Raw genomic sequence first — 16568 nt, 5'->3', positions numbered from 1 at the left:
GTCAGGCCAGCTTCTGGCCGCCCAGGCAGGCCGCGTCGTGCAGCTCGATGAGCTGTCGGGCCTCGGGCGTGGTGTGGCCGCTGCCGTATTCGCCCACCCAATCGCACACCGAAAACGCCTGGCTGCGGCTGGTGTATTCCTGCTGCCACTGCTGCTGCTCGCGCATCTGCTCGGGAGTATCGAAGGGAAAAGGGTGCTTGGGCCGTCTCCAGCCAATGCGCCAAGGCTTGGGACTCAGGCGGGCCCGGTAGCAATCCTGGTTCTGGCAGAGGCGCACGTAAATGGCGTCGGTGCGCATAGCCGCGAAAATCTGCTGGGCCTCGGCGCTGTTCGGGGCCAGTAATTGGTGCGTTACCAGCAGCCGGAAACCCAGCCGGGTGCGGTACACCCGAAAATTCCACTCCGGATGCAGCTGCAGCCAAGCCGCCAGCCGCAATTGCAGCTGCTCGTGTGGGACGAGCGGCGGCAGTGGGGGCGGAGCCGGAGCAGTTGAGAACAGATTACGGAAAAACTGGGCCAGGCTGAACGGCTCCCGGGGAGGTGGCTGGCGCAAATCGTCGTCGTCGACGTCCAGAAACATAACCCGCGGGGCATTCAGCACCAGGCTGCCGTAGCGGTTGCGGGTAATGGCGGCTATCAGCTCGCCGCTGCTGTTGTGAATCCGCTGCTCCACCTGCTCACGCAGCGGGGCCGAGCCAACGGGGTATTCGCCGCCCAGGGGCTCGGCGGCCAGCAGCTTGGCGTGGCGACGCTGCAAAATCAGCTGGCCCTCCGCCTGGGCCGCCGCCAGGCTTTCGTCGCTGCCGGTGTAGGCTGTGAGCAGGAAAGGGCCGTACTCATTTTCCCCAATCTTCAGAGTGGTGCGGGCCCAATGGGAGTAGATTTGCATGGGTGGGAGCAGGAATGGCGACGTAAGATAGAAGCCTCACGGCCGTTTTTGCGTAAGAGCAAGACGCACTTCGCGCCGACGTTTACCTTTAGCCCATGATTTCCACTCAGAACCTTGCCGCATTGCCCGCCGAAATGGAATTGCAGCGCATCTGCAAAGCCCTGGCGGTACTCGATGCCATTATTTCGCCCGAGGAAGAATACCGCTACCACACCTACGACGCCAAGTGGGGCGACGGTGAAGAGGTATTTGAGCTGAACGATGGGGAAGGGGACCAGATGCTCATTCTCTTCGCGCCCGATGGGGCCGTCATCAACGGCTACGCCGACGGACTGGCCGAAGCCGACAAGGCCGGGCTCCGGGAGGCCCTGCCCGAGTCGTTCCACGAGTTCATCTTCGGCGAGCCGGTCAACTCCATTGGTACCACGTTTTGCGTCTGGACGGTGGATAACTCGCCCTGGCAGCTGGCGCCCGGCACCCCCGCCGAAGACGGTTCCGATGAGCTGCTGCCCATCCTCGACGGCCACCCGCGCACCTACATCGACTGGGCCCAGGAGTATTTCGAGGAAGAGCGTTTTCCCAAGGATGGCCTGCTACTGGGCACCGTTACCCAGCTTTACTACGGCGAAACGCTGACCCGGCCGATGGTGGAAGCCCTGGTGACGGAAGTGGCCGACTGGGAAGCCCTGCGCCGCGACCTGGACGAAATCGGCTATCCGTACGACTTCGACCCGGCCGGCTAGCCCAGCAGCCGGTAGAGGCCGGCGGCTACTACGGCTCCCAGCAGCGGCCCCAGCACCGGAATCCAGGCGTAGCTCCACTCGCTCGGTCCCTTGCCCCGGATAGGCAGCAGCGCGTGCGCCAGGCGTGGGGCCAGGTCGCGGGCCGGGTTGATGCCGTAGCCCGTGGTGCCGCCCATTCCCAGCCCGATAACCCACACCAGAAAGGCCACCGGCAAAGCTCCCACCGAGCCCAGGCCCACGGGCGTGTGCGTCGTCGTTATTTCGGCCCCCGTGATGTAGAGCACCGTGAAAACCAGCACTGCCGTGCCTACGGCCTCGTTGAGCAGGTTGGACGCGTGGTTGCGAATGGCCGGGCCGGTGCAAAAGACGGCCAGCTTCAGCAGGGGCTCGGGCGTGCGGTCGAAGTGGTCTTTGAACAGCACCCACACCAGTACCGAGCCCACGAAAGCACCTCCGAACTGCGCCAGCAGGTAGCCCGGCACCAGGGCCCAGGCAAACTTACCGGCCACGGCCAGGCCCAGCGTCACGGCCGGATTCAGATGGGCCCCGCTGGCCGGCCCGGCAATGACGACGCCCACAAATACGCACAGGGCCCAGCCAGTGGTAATGACCATCCAGCCGCTGCCGTGCCCTTTGGTATCTTTCAGTACCACGTTGGCTACCACCGCGTTGCCCAGCAATAGCAGCACCGTTGTGCCCACAAACTCCGCTACGTATGGACTCATTATGCTGCTGTCGTTTGGGGTGAAGCCGTGGCCGTAGCGGCCGGCGGCTGCGACCAAGCCTGCAGGGCCCGCACGGCTCGTTGCCAGTTCTCAATGCCCTCGGCAATGCCCTTGCGGCTGGCTTTTGGCGTGAACGAGGTATCGGCCTGGTTCAACGCCTTGATTTCCTCCTCGCTGCTCCAGTAGCCCACGGCCAGGCCCGCCAGGTAGGCCGCGCCCAGCGCCGTGGTTTCGGTGATGCGCGGCCGGGTTACTTTCGTGTGCAGCACGTCGGCCTGAAACTGCATCAGCAAATCGTTGGCCGAGGCCCCGCCATCCACGCGCAGCTCAGCAATGTGCAGGCCCGAGTCGGCCTCCATGGCCTTGAGTACGTCCATCGTCTGGAAGGCAATGGACTCGACGGCGGCCCGGGCAATGTGGGCGGCGGTGGTGGCCCGGCTCATGCCGAAGATGACGCCCCGGGCGTATGGGTCCCAGTAGGGCGCGCCCAGCCCGGCAAAGGCCGGCACGAAGTACACGCCCTCGGTGCTGATTACCTGCTGGGCCAGTTTTTCCACCTCAGCTGAGGTTTTAATGATGCCCAGGTTGTCGCGCAGCCACTGCACCACGGCCCCGGCCATAAAGATGCTGCCTTCCAGCGCGTACTGCACCTGCCCGTTGAACTGCCAGGCAACGGTGGTGAGCAGGTTGTTGCGCGAGGCCTTAGGCTCCGGCCCGGTGTTCATCAGCATAAAGCAGCCGGTGCCGTAGGTATTCTTGACCATGCCGGGCGTAGTGCATTGCTGCCCAAACAAGGCCGCCTGCTGGTCGCCGGCAATACCAGCAATGGGCACTTTAGAGGCGAAAATCGTGGTTTTGGTGGTGCCATACACTTCGCTCGACTGCCGCACCTCGGGCAACATACTCCGCGGGATGTCGAACAGCCTGAGCAGCTCATCATCCCACTGCAGGGTGTGAATATTGAGCAGCATCGTGCGCGAAGCATTGGTAACGTCCGTTACGTGTAGCTCGCCCTGGGTGAAGTTCCAGATCAGCCAGCTGTCGATAGTGCCGAAAGCCAGCTGCCCGGCCTCGGCCTTTTTGCGGGCGCCCTTCACGTTATCCAGAATCCACTTCACCTTGCTGGCCGAAAAGTAAGCATCGAGCAGCAGGCCGGTTTTAGCCCGAATCAACTCCTCGTGCCCAGCCGCCCGCAGCTCGTCGCAGTACTGGGCCGTGCGCCGGTCTTGCCACACAATGGCGTTGTACACCGGCTTGCCCGTCTTGCGGTTCCAGACGACCACCGTTTCGCGCTGGTTGGTGATGCCGATGGCGGCAATGCTCTTGCCGTTCTGCCCGGCCTTCACCGTCGCCTCGGCCGCCACGCCCGCCTGCGTCGACCAGATTTCCAGCGGGTCATGCTCGACCCAGCCCGGCCGGGGAAAAATTTGGGTGAACTCCTTCTGCGCCCGCGCCACAATACGGCCCTTGCGGTTGAAGAGAATAGCGCGGGAGCTGGTGGTGCCCTGGTCGAGGGCAAGAATATACTGGGCCATGAGGGGCGGGGGCGGTGGAAGGAGAGAAGCGGAGGGGAAAAGTAGGGCGTTTTTGCCTGACTGCCGTTTTATCGTCTGTCATCCTTGATCTGACATCCGCTTGCGAAGGACCTTCCTCATCTGAGTGAGAAGCTTCGTTCAATGTACCAAACCCCATTGCTGCGCTGGTAAAAAGGTGCACTGGCACGTTGGCCCAAACTACAGTGGGGCAGGGGAGCAAGGGCCTTCGCAGGGCTCAGAATGACAGACGAAGCGGTAGAGATGCTTCCTGTGTTGCCGGCTGGCTTAGCACATAGCCCCGCGCCACTTCCGTAAAAGCCGCTACCTGCTGCTGCTCCCAGGCCGCATCCTTGCCCAGCTCCCGGGCCAGCAGCTCAGCTACTGCCGGCGCCATGCGCAGGGCGGCAGCGGCGTCCACGAAAAGCACCCGCACCCGCCGGGCCAGTACGTCTTCCACGGTGCGGGCCATTTCGTGGCAGGCGGCCCACACCACTTCGGCCCGCCGGAATTCCAGCGCCTCATCCAGCTTTTCGGCCAGCGCCGGCTCGTCGGCCATGAGTTGCAACAGCGCCGGCTCGTCGGTGCCGTACACGTAAAGGTGGCTGCTGCGGTCGGTAGTGGGCCGGGCGCCGTGAATGGGTAAATGCGCGGTTTGGCTGGGAGCTGGGGGCAATTTGCCCTGGACAATGGCCTTATCCACCGCATCCTGACCCATGCGGCGGTAGGTGGTCCATTTGCCGCCGGTGATGGTGATGAGCCCCGCCGCCGACACCAGAATCTTGTGGCTGCGCGAAATTTCCTTGGTCTTATCGGAGCCGTCTTCAGTGGCCGCTAACGGCCGTAAGCCCGCAAACACGCTCAGCGCGTCGCCGCGCTGCGGGGCGCGGGTGAGGTAGCGGCCGGCAGTGCGCAGAATAAACTCGATTTCTTCCTCCAGGGCCCGGGGTTCTAGGCTGTTTTCGGTCAGGGGCGTATCAGTGGTGCCCAATACCACGCGCCCGTGCCAGGGCACGGCAAACAGCACCCGCCCGTCGTCGGTCTTGGGAATCATAATGGCGTCGTTGCCGGGCAGAAACGACTTATCCACCACGATATGCACACCCTGGCTGGGCCGCACCAGCTTTTTGGCTCCGGGCTGGTCCATCTGCCGGATGTCGTCCACGAAAATACCGGTGGCATTCACCACGACCTTGGCCCGCAGCTCGTAGGGAATGCCGGTTTCCTGGTCGGTGGCCGCTACGCCCGCCACCCGGCCCCGCGCATCCTTAAGCAGCCCGCGCACCCCGAAATGGTTGAGCAGCGTGCCGCCCAGCTCCACGGCCGTCTGGGCCAGGTTGATAGCCAGCCGCGCATCATCGAACTGTCCGTCGTGGTACAACACGCCACCGCGCAGGCCCGCGGCCTGGATGTTGCCCAGGCGGGCCAGGGTTTCCTGACGGCTCAGGTGCACTGAGGCGCCCAAGCTCAGCTTGCCCGCCAGCAGGTCATACAGCTTCAGGCCGATAGTGTAGAACGGGCCACCCCACCGGTCGTAATTGGGAATGATAAAATCCTGGTTTTTGACCAGGTGCGGCGCGTTTTTGAGCAGCAAGCCCCGCTCATACAGCGCCTCCCGCACCAGCCCGATGTCGCCCTGAGCCAGGTAGCGCACCCCGCCATGTACCAGCTTGGTGCTGCGGCTGCTGGTGCCCTTGGCAAAGTCGCTCTGCTCCAGCAGCAGCGTGCGGTAGCCCCGGCTCAGTGCGTCGAGGGCCACGCCCAGCCCCGTAGCTCCGCCCCCGATAACGAGCAAATCCCACTCGGCCTGCTGCTGGAGCTGCGCCAGCAGCACGTCACGTCGAAACAAGGACTCCGGTTTTTTCTCCCCCATAGCCGTGCTTACTGCTGCCAGGGCAAATACGTTTTCCACCCCCGCGCTGTAGAGACGCATACTTGCGTCTCAATCGTCGCTGTCACCTAAACAAACTCCACCTGTTTTCTGGCAAAACCCCGCGGTGAAGACGCCAAAAGTCCGACCCATCGTCACCAAAACCCCGCGCCTTCGCCCCAACGACCCGCGGCCCCGCCGCACTCGTCCGCGCCTTCGCCCCGGTCATTCGCGGCCTCGCCCCAGTCATCCGCGGCCTCGACCCGATGCTCCGTGGTGTCGCCCCGATGCTTCGCGGCCTGGTTTCAACGGTCTGCGTCTTCGACCCGATGCTTCGTGGTGTGGCCGCAGTCGTCCGCGGTGCCGCCCCGGTCGTCCGCGGCCCGGATTCACCTGTTGCGCGTTCTGCGTACATTTCTCCTCCGTTTTCCTCCCAATTGCCCCGCCATGCACTACCGCGAAGCCCAACTCACCGATATTCCTCAGCTCATGCGCGTGCGAATGGCCGTGCGCGAAAACCGCCTTTCCAACCCCGCCCTGGTCCCGGCCGAAGCCTACGTGGAATACCTCACCCAGCGCGGCAAAGGCTGGCTTTGCGAAACCACCGCCGGCACCGTAGCCGGCTTCGCCATTGCCGACCTCCAGGACCACAGCATCTGGGCCCTGTTCATCGACCCCGATTTCGCCGCCCAGGGCATCGGCAAGCGCCTTCACGACCTAATGCTGACCTGGTACTTCCAGCAAACTACACACCCCGTCTGGCTCAGCACCGCTCCCGGCACCCGCGCCGAGGAATTCTACCGCCGCCAGGGCTGGCACGAAACCGGTCGGACGAAGAGCGGCGAGGTGCGTTTTGAAAGAGGGGACTGGAAGAACGATTATCTATAATCAATAATAATATACCTTAGCAAATCAATGTTTTTAAAACTAATACTCATTTAATGCAGCACAGTAAACATAGTAGTATAAGTCAAGCATCACTATTGACTTCACAATCTATTGAGGAATTTGACCAGTTTCTTAGAAATCATTTTCAGACAATAACATACACGGGTAAACTTGTAGAGGGTACATCTATTGATTTTTTGTTCAAAGAAAATGTGCTATCCTACTCAAATAACAATAGACGAAACCTGGAAAGCATAGAGATAAAATGCTATGGGGAGTTTGCTGATAGAGAATGGGATAAATACCTTTCTATTAGTTTTAAAGATGAAATGTCTTTAATTAAGCCAAAAACCATTTCATATCATTTGTCTTATGAGTCTAGGGAATGGGGATTTAAGTTTGAGGATGATTTATTAAGTGAAATAAAAATATTCAAACCAATTTACAATATCCTCACGTATGCGGATTTTATCGGAGGGTTTTTGCTGCTACTTCCAGCTATTTTGGTGTTGTTTTTAGTGTTAGATGGTGCATTTAGGTTAATGGGAAGACGTCCTGTGTTTGCTAGCGGTAATGCCAATAATACTTCTAATGATTTATCTAGTATAAGTATTGTGTTTTTAATAATAACTATTGTGATTGTCTTAGGTTATGTTTTAAATAAAATAAGAGACTATTTGTTTCCAAGATTGTATATTGCAACAGGCAGGCAAAGTAAAGAGTATGAAAAGAAAATGTGGATTGCAGGTATTTTACTAGGGACTATTGTGCTAGGCTTGGCAATTGAATTTTTGTCAAGCATTCTATTTAAATAATGTATTTTAATTAGAATTTGTAATATGATATAAAAATTACTTGAAAAAGCATGACCACCATCATCACCCGCATCTGGCACGGCACCACGGCCGCCGCCCACGCCGAAACCTACCTGCGCTACCTCGAAGCCTCCGGCCTGGCCGACTACAAAAATACCCCCGGCAACCTGGGCGTGCAGGTGCTGCGCCGCCTCGACGGCGACATCTGCCACTTCTGGACCGTCACGCGCTGGAACAGCTACGAAAGCATCCAGCACTTCGCCGGCCCCGACTACGAAAAGGCCCGCTACTACCCCGAGGACGCGCAGTACCTGCTGGAATTCGAGCCCACGGTTATTCACTGCGAAACCTTCGAATACTAGTCGTCACCCTCATTACTAGCTGCCGACGCACGAGCAGTACAACAGCTTGTCGGCTCAATTCCAGGTGAAAGAAGTGCTTTACTTGCCCGGCGAATACGTGCGCTCGGCGTGCTTTTTCACGTCTTCCGGATAAAACAGCACGTCCTTGAAATTTTCCTCCGCGTAGAGCCCGGCTTGGTCGGTGAAGTGGGGCGAGGAAGGCTGGCTGTTGTTGCCGCCGGCCAGCACCGAACGAGCCTTAATACGCGGCCCAAACTCGACGACGGCAATAAAGCTGTTGCCGATGTTGCCGTAGCGCTTCTTAGTGCCGGGGTAGGTTTTGGAGCCGAAAGCCGCCAACGAGCCCCAGGCCGACGAGGCAAAGGCCACCGGCAGGCTGGGTTTCTTATCGTCGTAGGTTTCCTGGATGTTGCCGGTCAGGCGCTGGAAGCGGTTTACCTCGCCCCAGGGCATTTGCCAGGTGCCAAAGTCGCGGGTCAGCTCGTCGAGGGTTTCTTGCAGGGCCGTTACCTTCTCCGGGGCCGTGGTGTTGGCGATGGTAAAGGCCGTAAAGGAAATCTGGTCGAAACGCTGCTCGGGCGCTGTGCGGGTGCGGGCCAGCCGCTGAATCCTCTCGCCCCAATAAATGGCCAGCGTCTGGGCCACGGAGGCTTTATCGTAGCGCCGGTTCCAGCCACGCAGCAGCTTCATGGCCTCCACCACCTCGCCTTCCGGCGGATTGGCCCCGTCGGTTACCAGCTGAAAATCTTTGGCCAAAGCCGGCAGCAGCTCCTCAAAACCCGCCAAATAGGGGTCCTTGGCGGCGGCAATGAGCGTATCGAGCGTGAAGCTGGTTTTGCGGCTCAGCACCCGCACGGCGTTGATGCCCCGGTAGTTTTCCGCGTCGGGAGCCATGTAGGCGGGGTACTTGCTCTTCGCCGGACTGCTCGGGCCGGCCACCGTAAACGGCGTGGAGTTACAGTTTTGCAGCCAGCCGCTGGTCGGGTTCATCGTCTGCACCAGCTCTTCCACTTTGTGCAAGCCCTGCCACTCGGTTTTGGGGTTGCTGCCGTCCACGGGCAGGCTCCAGTCGAATTGCGGGTCGCGGCGGGGCATAAAGTTGCCGTGCCAGTAGGCAATAGTGCCCTTACTATCGGCAAAAACGGTGTTGTTCGACGCGTTGCCATTCAGCTTCATCACCTCCCGAAAGCTGGCGTAGTCCGTAGCCTTGGTGCGCAGGTACGACTGCTCCAGCGCCTCCAGCGGCGTGTCCATCATGCGCACCGTCACCCATTTAGCGTCGCTCTGCTGGCCCACTACCGGCCCATGGTGGGTGCGGTAAGTCGTGAATTCCTTGCGGCCAATGCTGCCATCGGCCTGCCGGTAAGCAATGGTCACGGGGGCCGTCAGCACTGGGCGCTGCTTGCCGGCGTAGCGGTACACAAACTTGCCGTCCTTTTTCTCGATGGTTTCCAGGTACTCGTCCATCGAGTCGGCATAGCTGGAAGTGTGCATCCAGCCGCAGTGCTGATTAAAGCCCTGATACACGAAAAACTGCCCCCAGGTAACGGCTCCGTAGGCATTCAGACCGGCCTCACTGGTTACCTGCACCTCGGGCCGGAAATAGAACGAGGTGTGCGGATTGATCAGCAGCAGCGCGTGGCCGCTGGCACTTTTGGCCGGCGCAATGGCAAACCCATTCGAGCCCACCGGCTCCCGGTCCTGCTTCTCAAAGTCGGGCCGCTGCCAGGAACTCGACTTTTTCTGGCTGTAAAAAGACTTGAGCTTCTCCACCGATACCACGCTGATGTTGCCCCCGATACTACCCTCACTAAACATGAGCGGCATCCAGGGCTGGAAGCGGCGCAGCAGCTTGGGCTGCACGGTAGGGTGGGAGTAGAGGTAAAAGTTGGTGCCGTCGGCAAAGGCATTGAGCAGCAGCTTCATCCAGGCCGGGCTGCGCTGGTAGGTGCGCAGGGCCTGGGTGCTGTCCATAAACAGCCGGGCCCGCAAATCGTGGTAAATGGCCGCTTCGCCTTCCACTTCCGCCAGGCGTCCGATGGCGGTAATGTAGTTGTCTTCCACCCGGGCAAAGTCGTCTTCGCACTGCGCGTAGAGCAGCCCAAACACCGCGTCAGCATCGGTCTTGCCATACACGTGCGGCACGCCCCAATTGTCGCGCACAATAGTCACCTGCTTGGCCTGCTGCTGCCAGCGGGCTATTTCGGCGGGGCTGAAGGCTTGCGCCCGCGCTGCCTGGCCGGCTTGGCATACCAGGAAAAGCAAAAAGAGAAATCGGGTCATAGTGCAAGCATAAAAGGAAACGGCCGCGCATTGTTTCATCCGCAGCGTAAGGTAAAGCCTACTAGCTTATCAACCTGCATTCCTGCCTGGCAGGCCCCAAGCAGCAATTTGCAATGAGTAATGCAGCAGGTAGACCAGCAGTTGGAGCTAGCTGAACAGTTGTGCTATTGGAATATAATTTGTAAATAATGTAATAATCAGTTATTCTATCCAGATCCAAGCCCATGAATACGCTCCAACGCAATAACGTGCACATCATCGGGCGCGGGCCCCGCAAGCTGATCTTCGTGAACGGCTTCGGCTGCGACCAAAGCATGTGGCGCTACCTAACGCCCGCCTTTTCCGACCCGCACGATTTTACCCTCATCCTCTACGACCACGTCGGCGCGGGGCTGTCGGCAGTAGGGGCCTACGAGCCCCGTAAGTATGCTTCCCTAGATGGCTACGCCCAGGATCTGCTCGATATCTGCGAGCAGCTGGAACTGAGCCAGGCCGTACTAATCGGGCACTCAGTGGGCAGCATGATTGGCGCACTAGCGGCCATTGCCCACCCCGAGTATTTCCAGCAGCTGCTGTTGCTGTGCCCTTCGCCCTGCTACCTCAACGACAACGGCTACCACGGCGGCTTCGACCGGGCCGACATCGACGCTATGCTCGCCTTTATGGAAACCGACTACGTAGGTTGGGCCGATACCTTCGGCCCCTTCATCATGGGCGCCCCCGACCGGCCCTCCCTGGCCGCCGAAATGGTGCATAGCCTCTGCCAGACCAATCCGGCCATTGCCCGCCAGTTTGCCCGCGCTACTTTCCTCTCCGACAACCGGGCCGATGTCAGCCGGCTCCAACACCCTTGCTTGCTCATCGAGTGCGCCCATGATCTGATTGCCCCGCCCGAAGTGGGTGCCTACCTGCGCGATGCCATTCCCGGCGCCCGCCTCGTGACGCTGCCCGTGGCCGGGCATTGTCCCCAGCTCAGCGCACCAAGCCAGACGCTACAGGCCATCGAAGAATTTATGGTAGCCTGAAGCAGGGCCAGCCTCAGAGCCAGACAAAGGCAAGAAGCCCCGACCGCAAAACCTCGTCCTTACCCAAATCTTCCAAGAAGCTAGGACTTCAGGAAACTCATCGTAAATCTGAGTTTTCTGAACCTTGGAAAGTAAACCAGTTTCTTGAACTCAATCTGGTCCGTAGGACCACTTTGCCATGCCAGTAGGCGTGCGTGGGCCGTAGTTCAGGAAAAGGAGCAATATTCTACAAGACAGTACGTTGCTCGGCGTGTATTTAAACCTGCTACTTACCCGACCCAATTATGACAAGTTATTTCCTCGCCCTATTACTGCTGGTGCCGGGCTTGTCTCTGGCCCAGAAGCCTTTTACCTACCACATCAGCGGCAAAATTGGCGTGTTGAATGCACCCAACAAAGTCTACTTAAGAAACAGCGAACTAGTCGACTCGGCCACCCTCACCAATGGGGTATTCGAGCTAAAAGGAAGCGCCGTACTGCCCACCCGCGCCGACTTGGTGGTGCAGGCCAACGGGTATCATCCGAACACTGCCTTGACCAACGCCACCAGCGTTTTCTTGGAGCCAACCCCGGTCGTTGTCATCAGCGAAGGCAGCTTGAGAGATGCGACAACGACCATTACCGGCGGCCCCCTCACCACCGAACACCAGCAGCTCTACGCAGCGGTACCGCCCAACGCTACCCCCCAACAGTACGCTCAGGCCTACACCACCTTCATCAAAACCCACCCCACTTCCTGGGTGAGCCTGATGGCGTTGTGGGATATGGGAGTCTTTGCGGAACGTCAATACGACGAGGTGGCTCCCCTCTTCGCCGCCCTCAGCCCCGAACTGAAGAGCAGCCGCTCCGGCCGCATTTACGGCGACTTGGTGCAGGGCCTAAAAGCCACGACCGTGGGCCAGCCCGCGCCCAACTTCACCAAGAAAACACCCGCCGGCAAGTTGGTTTCGTTGGCCGATTACCGGGGCAAGTACGTGCTGCTGACCTTCTGGAACTCGTGCGCCTCCTGCCGTACGGAAAACACGAACCTGGTCAACGCCTACCAAGCCTTCAAAGGCCCCCAATTCGACATGCTGGGCGTCTCGTTCGACACCGAGAACAATCGTGATAGGTGGATTAAAGCCATTGCCGACGACCACTTGGCTTGGACCCAGGTAGCGGACCTGGATGACCCGGACCGGGAAGTACAACGACTCTATGGCTACCCGGGCACGCCGCAGAACCTGCTCATTGACCCCAAGGGTAAAATCGTGGCAGCCAATCTGCACGGTGCCGAATTGCACGCTACCCTCGCCCGGTTTATCAAGTGAGCAAGCCAGGCGTGGGGGCCAACGCGCAGCAGGTGCGCGGCGGTGGCGGAACTCCGTGGTCGGGCTTGGACCGTGCGCTTGCGGGCTGTCAGTGAAGCCACCGCCGCGAAAGGGTAAGCATCGGCTAGTTCACTGTAACGGTCGAATTCCCTTGAAGTACGATATCCTACGTTTCCTAAGAGGCCCCAAAAAGCGCGTTAACCAGATTCACTCCCTTCGATTAATGGCCAGCAAGCAGCTTCATGTCGCATTTGCGCCAATCTTTAAACCAAGGCCAAAGCTTCTCCCTTCGAGGTACAGTAGTGCAGGGCTCTTGAAACCACGCTACCTTACCCCACTGCCCGGGCTAGTTGCCTGCCCTTGTTGAGGTGCGGGTGAATCTTGCCCCGCAGAGGGAGCAGGTAGCGCAGGATGCAGATGGTCTTGATCCACCGCCCGTAGGTTGAGGAACTCTGCCCCACTAACTGCGCTAACGGGAGTTTGCGGTCCTTCCACTTGTGCTACCTGGTCCTGCGTTACTTTCTCAGCTCTTCAAATATTTCTCCATTCTGAATAAATAGTCGGGCCATCGAATAGAGGCCTTTGCTGTCCTTTACGAATTCAATCTGCGCATTCTCGTCCAGGACAAACAGGTTTTTAGAGATATGCGCCAGCTCCGTTTTATTGCCGGAGAAAGTGCATAAAAGCTTGTTTCCTTCCCGGTAGATGACCAAGGGCCCGTAGGTGCCGGCGAGCTGGTCAAACTGATCCAGGGGGAGTGTGCCAAGGTCCCTGTTTACATAGAGGGTATTGATCAGGTACTCCATTTTTTGTTTATCCTTAGCCGTTTTCGCGGTTGCTTGACGCTCTCGCAGGATAAGCTCCTGAGCTTTTATAAGCGCTTGGGCTGCTTCCACTTTCACATCCGGCAGTACGCCTGTTCCTTCCCAGTCGGTGTTCGTAATAGGATTCAGGGACCGGGCAAAGGGGATATGCACGACAAAGCCCTGACCAACAGAAAAAGGCATCGTTGGATGCGCCCCACCCCCGGTAACTTCTCCAACGATGGTGGCCCGATTTGCCTGTTGCATGGCGTAGCTAAAGTCCTCCGCTGCGGAAAAGGTCTTGTTGCTGGTCAGAATATAGATGGGCATGGAAAGCGTTATCCCATCCGTCTTGGCCGGGTCGGCGTAATAAAACGTGGTGTCCTGGTTAGCACGCTGCACTATGCTGTTCATGCGGGTCTTCTCCTTGAAGAAATAACTTTCCAGCTGGCTTACCATTTCCGGCTCACCCCCGCTGTTTTCCCGCAAATCAATGATGAGGGCCCGGGAATTAGCTAAAAAGCCCAGGGCGGAAGCAATGATTGGTTTGGCCTCTTTTACCTGTTCCACAAAGACGTTGAAGGGGAAGTAGCCGATATTGCCGGGTAGCAGCTCTACCTTCTTAAACATAAAGTTGTTTTCCCTCACCCAGTTGGCAAATTGCCGAATTTCCTCCCCGGACTGCTGGGCGCTTTTCTGGCGTCGCCGGGCAAAATCAGGATTGTATTCTACTGCCATATGCGGGTCGTGGTGTGCCTTGTAGATGTCTTCCTGCAGCAATACCGCTAGTTTTTCCGGGTCCTGGGCCAGGGACGCATAAGCATTCTTTTTTGCTTGGGATTTCAGCCGCCGGGAAATAAGCCTGGCCTTGTCCGGGAAGACATAGTGGGTTTTCAGGCTGTGCTCGATGGAATCTACCAGGTGGGAAACCTGGATGCCGGCCTGCGGGCGAGCCTGTGCGCAACCTAGGAAGGGAAGTAAAAGGGCTGCTACAAGAGTGGCCAATCGGAAGTTTGTCATGTTTAGGTCTGAACTGTTTAAAACCGGTTGGCAGCCAGGCATGGCCCCGTGGTGTTTCGTTCAGCCAAAAGTGAAAACAGTACGCAACTCCGCCAATTGACTTATTCAAGTAGCCGGAGTAGGGGTGTGAACAAGCACAGAAAGAGGGTAAATGGAATAGGAAGGGCAGGAAAGACTGTTGACATAGATTATCGGGACGGCCCAACGCATACCAGTATCTTTGATTTTGGATAATAACCAGCCCAGCCATGATTCAACGCCCAGGAGAGCGTACGAAAATACAGTATGCCGAATGGGTTGTGCATGTCCTGATCTGGACCTCGTTGTTTGCCTACCTCTGGCACACGGCCTACACGCTGGGGCCTTTTCGAAGGCAGGAAGGCAGTATTTACGGGCCCCTGTTGTGGAGTGCCGGCTTCAATGTGGCCTTGTTTTATGGGAATGCCTGCGGTTTGGTGCCGTGGCTGTTCTACAGACAACACTATAAAAAATACATTGTCTGGGCTCTTCTGCTGTACGCTGCCGTCGTCGTTGGAAACACCGTTGTTGATCAGCTCTACAGCCTCTCGCTTTTTTCGACGGAGAAAGAGCCTTTTGGAGCGGATATCATCCTGAACATTCAGAGTAAGACGGTCATTCTTTCGTTGTCCCTGGGCTATGGGCTCACCAGGCAGTGGTTTGAAAACCAGAAACGTCAGCAACAAGCTGCTAAAGCGGAGCTTACCACCCAGCTGAAATACCTGAAGGCGCAGATTAACCCGCATTTTCTGTTCAATACCCTGAACATGGCCTATGCCTCGGCCACCAAGAGCAACGACCTAGTTACGGCCGACATCGTGGAAAAGCTCTCGGGCCTGATGCGCTACGTGTTGTATGAGAGTAACGAGGATACCGTTTCCTTGGAAAAAGAAATCCAGTACATTGACGACTTCGTGAGCCTCCAGCGGCAGCGCTTATCCCCCGAATTAGCCAGCCGGGTACAGTATCGGGTGGAAGGGAGTTGGCAACAGCACACCGTGGCGCCGTTGCTTCTCATTCCATTCATTGAAAACGTGTTTAAGCACGGTATTATCCTGAGCAGGCAATCGGCTATATCGGTATCGGTACAGGTGAGCGACAACCGCTTGATCCTGGAAACGAAAAACGATAAGTCCCTCCATACCAGGCCTGCGGAGCCCAACTCCGGCGTTGGCTTGAAAAACGCCAGGGAACGGTTGCTGCTTCTGTATCCGAACCAGCACTCCCTGGAAATCGATGACTCGGGTTCTTCTTTCCACGTCAGACTCCAACTAGAACTGAACCCAAAGCCATGAGATGTATCGCTGTCGACGATGAGCCGTTTGCGCTGGAGCTCATCGCTGGTTATATCCGAAAAACCCCGTCCCTGCAGTGTGTAGGCGAATTTACCAACCCTTTTGAGGCCATGGCCTTTCTGGTGAGTACATCGGTAGATCTGGTTTTTTTGGATATCAACATGCCCGAACTATCCGGCATGGAGCTACTCAAGTCGCTGCCCGTCATCCCGAACATCGTCTTCACCACGGCCTATTCGGAATTCGGGGCGGAGAGTTACGAATTCAACGCCGTCGATTTTCTGCTAAAGCCGGTAAAATACGAGCGGTTTCTCAAAGCAGTCAACAAAGCCAGTAGCTATCCATTGACCCCCAAAGGAAGCACTGCTCTTGCTCAGCCGGTGGAAATGCCCAGTGAATCCATTCTGGTGAAAAGCGGCACGAAGAAATTCCGGATAGCAACCGATGATATCTTCTACATTGAAGGGGCCGGCAATTACATAACCTTCCATACCAAAACCGGAAAGATTACGACCCTGTTACCGCTGAACGATGTGCTGAAGATGCTTAGCTCTGCTTCGTTCGTTCGGATCCATAAATCCTACATCGTTTCCTTGAAACACGTGGGTGTCGTTGAAAGGGCCAGCGTTATCGTCCACAATCGCCCGATACCCATAGGCATTACGTATCGCGAACAATTTTCCAAAATCATACAAAGCAGCTAGGCGCTGATTCGTAGAACGGCGTCTTACCGCAACGGGGCCACGCTTACCTCGCTTAGTTAACTCCCAACGTGATGCAGGCAAAGCAATTGAGTAAGCCTTACCGGCCTTACGGTTGCGTTGCTATGTGTTACCGGCAGAAAGGCCGGCCGATACGAACAGGCTTGGCGGTACCGGCAAAACCGGACGACAACGCGCTTTTCCCTGTGACCAGGCTGGTAGCGGTTCAGTTTGGAGCTGTAGAGATGATAACATTTAGGCTGCTTTGTGTTTAACTCAAGGAGGAGTT

At 57.7% G+C, this 16568-nt stretch carries 14 protein-coding genes; 8 read left to right on the top strand and 6 right to left on the bottom strand.

The genetic code is table 11. From position 1 onward, the window contains the following. Position 1: 1 nt before the first annotated feature. Positions 2-889 (bottom strand): hypothetical protein, encoded by an 888-nt coding sequence (locus LGH74_RS10845; protein WP_226175574.1) that lies wholly within the window; start codon positions 887-889, stop codon positions 2-4. A 95-nt stretch (positions 890-984) separates the two neighbouring features. Between LGH74_RS10845 and LGH74_RS10840 the strand changes: the two genes are divergently transcribed. Further along, positions 985-1632, top strand: coding sequence for a hypothetical protein (locus LGH74_RS10840; protein ID WP_226175573.1), 648 nt, complete (start codon positions 985-987; stop codon positions 1630-1632). On the opposite strand, the gene LGH74_RS10835 is transcribed toward LGH74_RS10840, so the two are convergent. The 3 genes from LGH74_RS10835 to LGH74_RS10825 all read right to left on the bottom strand — a co-directional run bounded on the left by LGH74_RS10835 (position 1629) and on the right by LGH74_RS10825 (position 5762). Further along, entirely contained in the window at positions 1629-2357 is a 729-nt protein-coding gene (locus LGH74_RS10835) for an MIP/aquaporin family protein (protein ID WP_226175572.1), read from the bottom strand. The genes LGH74_RS10840 and LGH74_RS10835 overlap by 4 nt on opposite strands. Next, positions 2357-3892: a glycerol kinase GlpK gene (gene glpK, locus LGH74_RS10830; protein ID WP_226175571.1), complete on the bottom strand. Its 1536-nt coding sequence runs from the start codon at positions 3890-3892 to the stop codon at positions 2357-2359. The genes LGH74_RS10835 and glpK overlap by 1 nt, the downstream gene beginning before the upstream one ends. Positions 3893-4127: 235 nt before the next feature. Next, entirely contained in the window at positions 4128-5762 is a 1635-nt protein-coding gene (locus LGH74_RS10825; RefSeq protein WP_431357446.1) for a glycerol-3-phosphate dehydrogenase/oxidase, read from the bottom strand. A gap of 444 nt (positions 5763-6206) precedes the next feature. Between LGH74_RS10825 and LGH74_RS10820 the strand changes: the two genes are divergently transcribed. From LGH74_RS10820 to LGH74_RS10810, 3 genes are read left to right on the top strand one after another with little or no spacing between them, the layout of a single operon-like run. Next, positions 6207-6647: a GNAT family N-acetyltransferase gene (locus LGH74_RS10820; protein WP_226175568.1), complete on the top strand. Its 441-nt coding sequence runs from the start codon at positions 6207-6209 to the stop codon at positions 6645-6647. A gap of 53 nt (positions 6648-6700) precedes the next feature. Next, positions 6701-7462, top strand: coding sequence for a hypothetical protein (locus tag LGH74_RS10815; RefSeq protein WP_226175566.1), 762 nt, complete (start codon positions 6701-6703; stop codon positions 7460-7462). Between the two features lie 50 nt (positions 7463-7512). Then, positions 7513-7824: an antibiotic biosynthesis monooxygenase family protein gene (locus tag LGH74_RS10810; protein WP_226175565.1), complete on the top strand. Its 312-nt coding sequence runs from the start codon at positions 7513-7515 to the stop codon at positions 7822-7824. A gap of 78 nt (positions 7825-7902) precedes the next feature. On the opposite strand, the gene LGH74_RS10805 is transcribed toward LGH74_RS10810, so the two are convergent. Then, on the bottom strand, positions 7903-10107 hold the full coding sequence (locus LGH74_RS10805; protein WP_226175564.1) for a penicillin acylase family protein: 2205 nt from the start codon (positions 10105-10107) through the stop codon (positions 7903-7905). Between the two features lie 224 nt (positions 10108-10331). On the opposite strand from LGH74_RS10805, the gene LGH74_RS10800 reads away from it, so the two are divergent. After that, on the top strand, positions 10332-11132 hold the full coding sequence (locus LGH74_RS10800) for an alpha/beta fold hydrolase (protein ID WP_226175563.1): 801 nt from the start codon (positions 10332-10334) through the stop codon (positions 11130-11132). 284 nt (positions 11133-11416) lie between these two features. Next, a complete protein-coding gene (locus LGH74_RS10795; RefSeq protein WP_226175562.1) occupies positions 11417-12442 on the top strand; it encodes a TlpA disulfide reductase family protein in 1026 nt (341 codons plus the stop codon). A 515-nt stretch (positions 12443-12957) separates the two neighbouring features. Here LGH74_RS10795 and LGH74_RS10790 read toward each other — a convergent pair. After that, complete coding sequence (locus LGH74_RS10790; RefSeq protein ID WP_226175561.1) at positions 12958-14265, bottom strand: S41 family peptidase; 1308 nt, start codon at positions 14263-14265, stop codon at positions 12958-12960. Between the two features lie 248 nt (positions 14266-14513). On the opposite strand from LGH74_RS10790, the gene LGH74_RS10785 reads away from it, so the two are divergent. Then, positions 14514-15578: a sensor histidine kinase gene (locus tag LGH74_RS10785; RefSeq protein WP_226175560.1), complete on the top strand. Its 1065-nt coding sequence runs from the start codon at positions 14514-14516 to the stop codon at positions 15576-15578. Continuing rightward, positions 15575-16282, top strand: coding sequence for a LytR/AlgR family response regulator transcription factor (locus tag LGH74_RS10780; protein ID WP_226175559.1), 708 nt, complete (start codon positions 15575-15577; stop codon positions 16280-16282). The genes LGH74_RS10785 and LGH74_RS10780 overlap by 4 nt, the downstream gene beginning before the upstream one ends. Positions 16283-16568: the final 286 nt, after the last annotated feature.

This window comes from Hymenobacter lucidus, from assembly GCF_020447265.1.
Classification (GTDB): Bacteria; Bacteroidota; Bacteroidia; order Cytophagales; family Hymenobacteraceae; genus Hymenobacter; species Hymenobacter lucidus.
The sequence above is the reverse complement of the archived record's forward strand: the minus strand, read 5'-3'. Positions and strand labels throughout refer to the sequence as shown.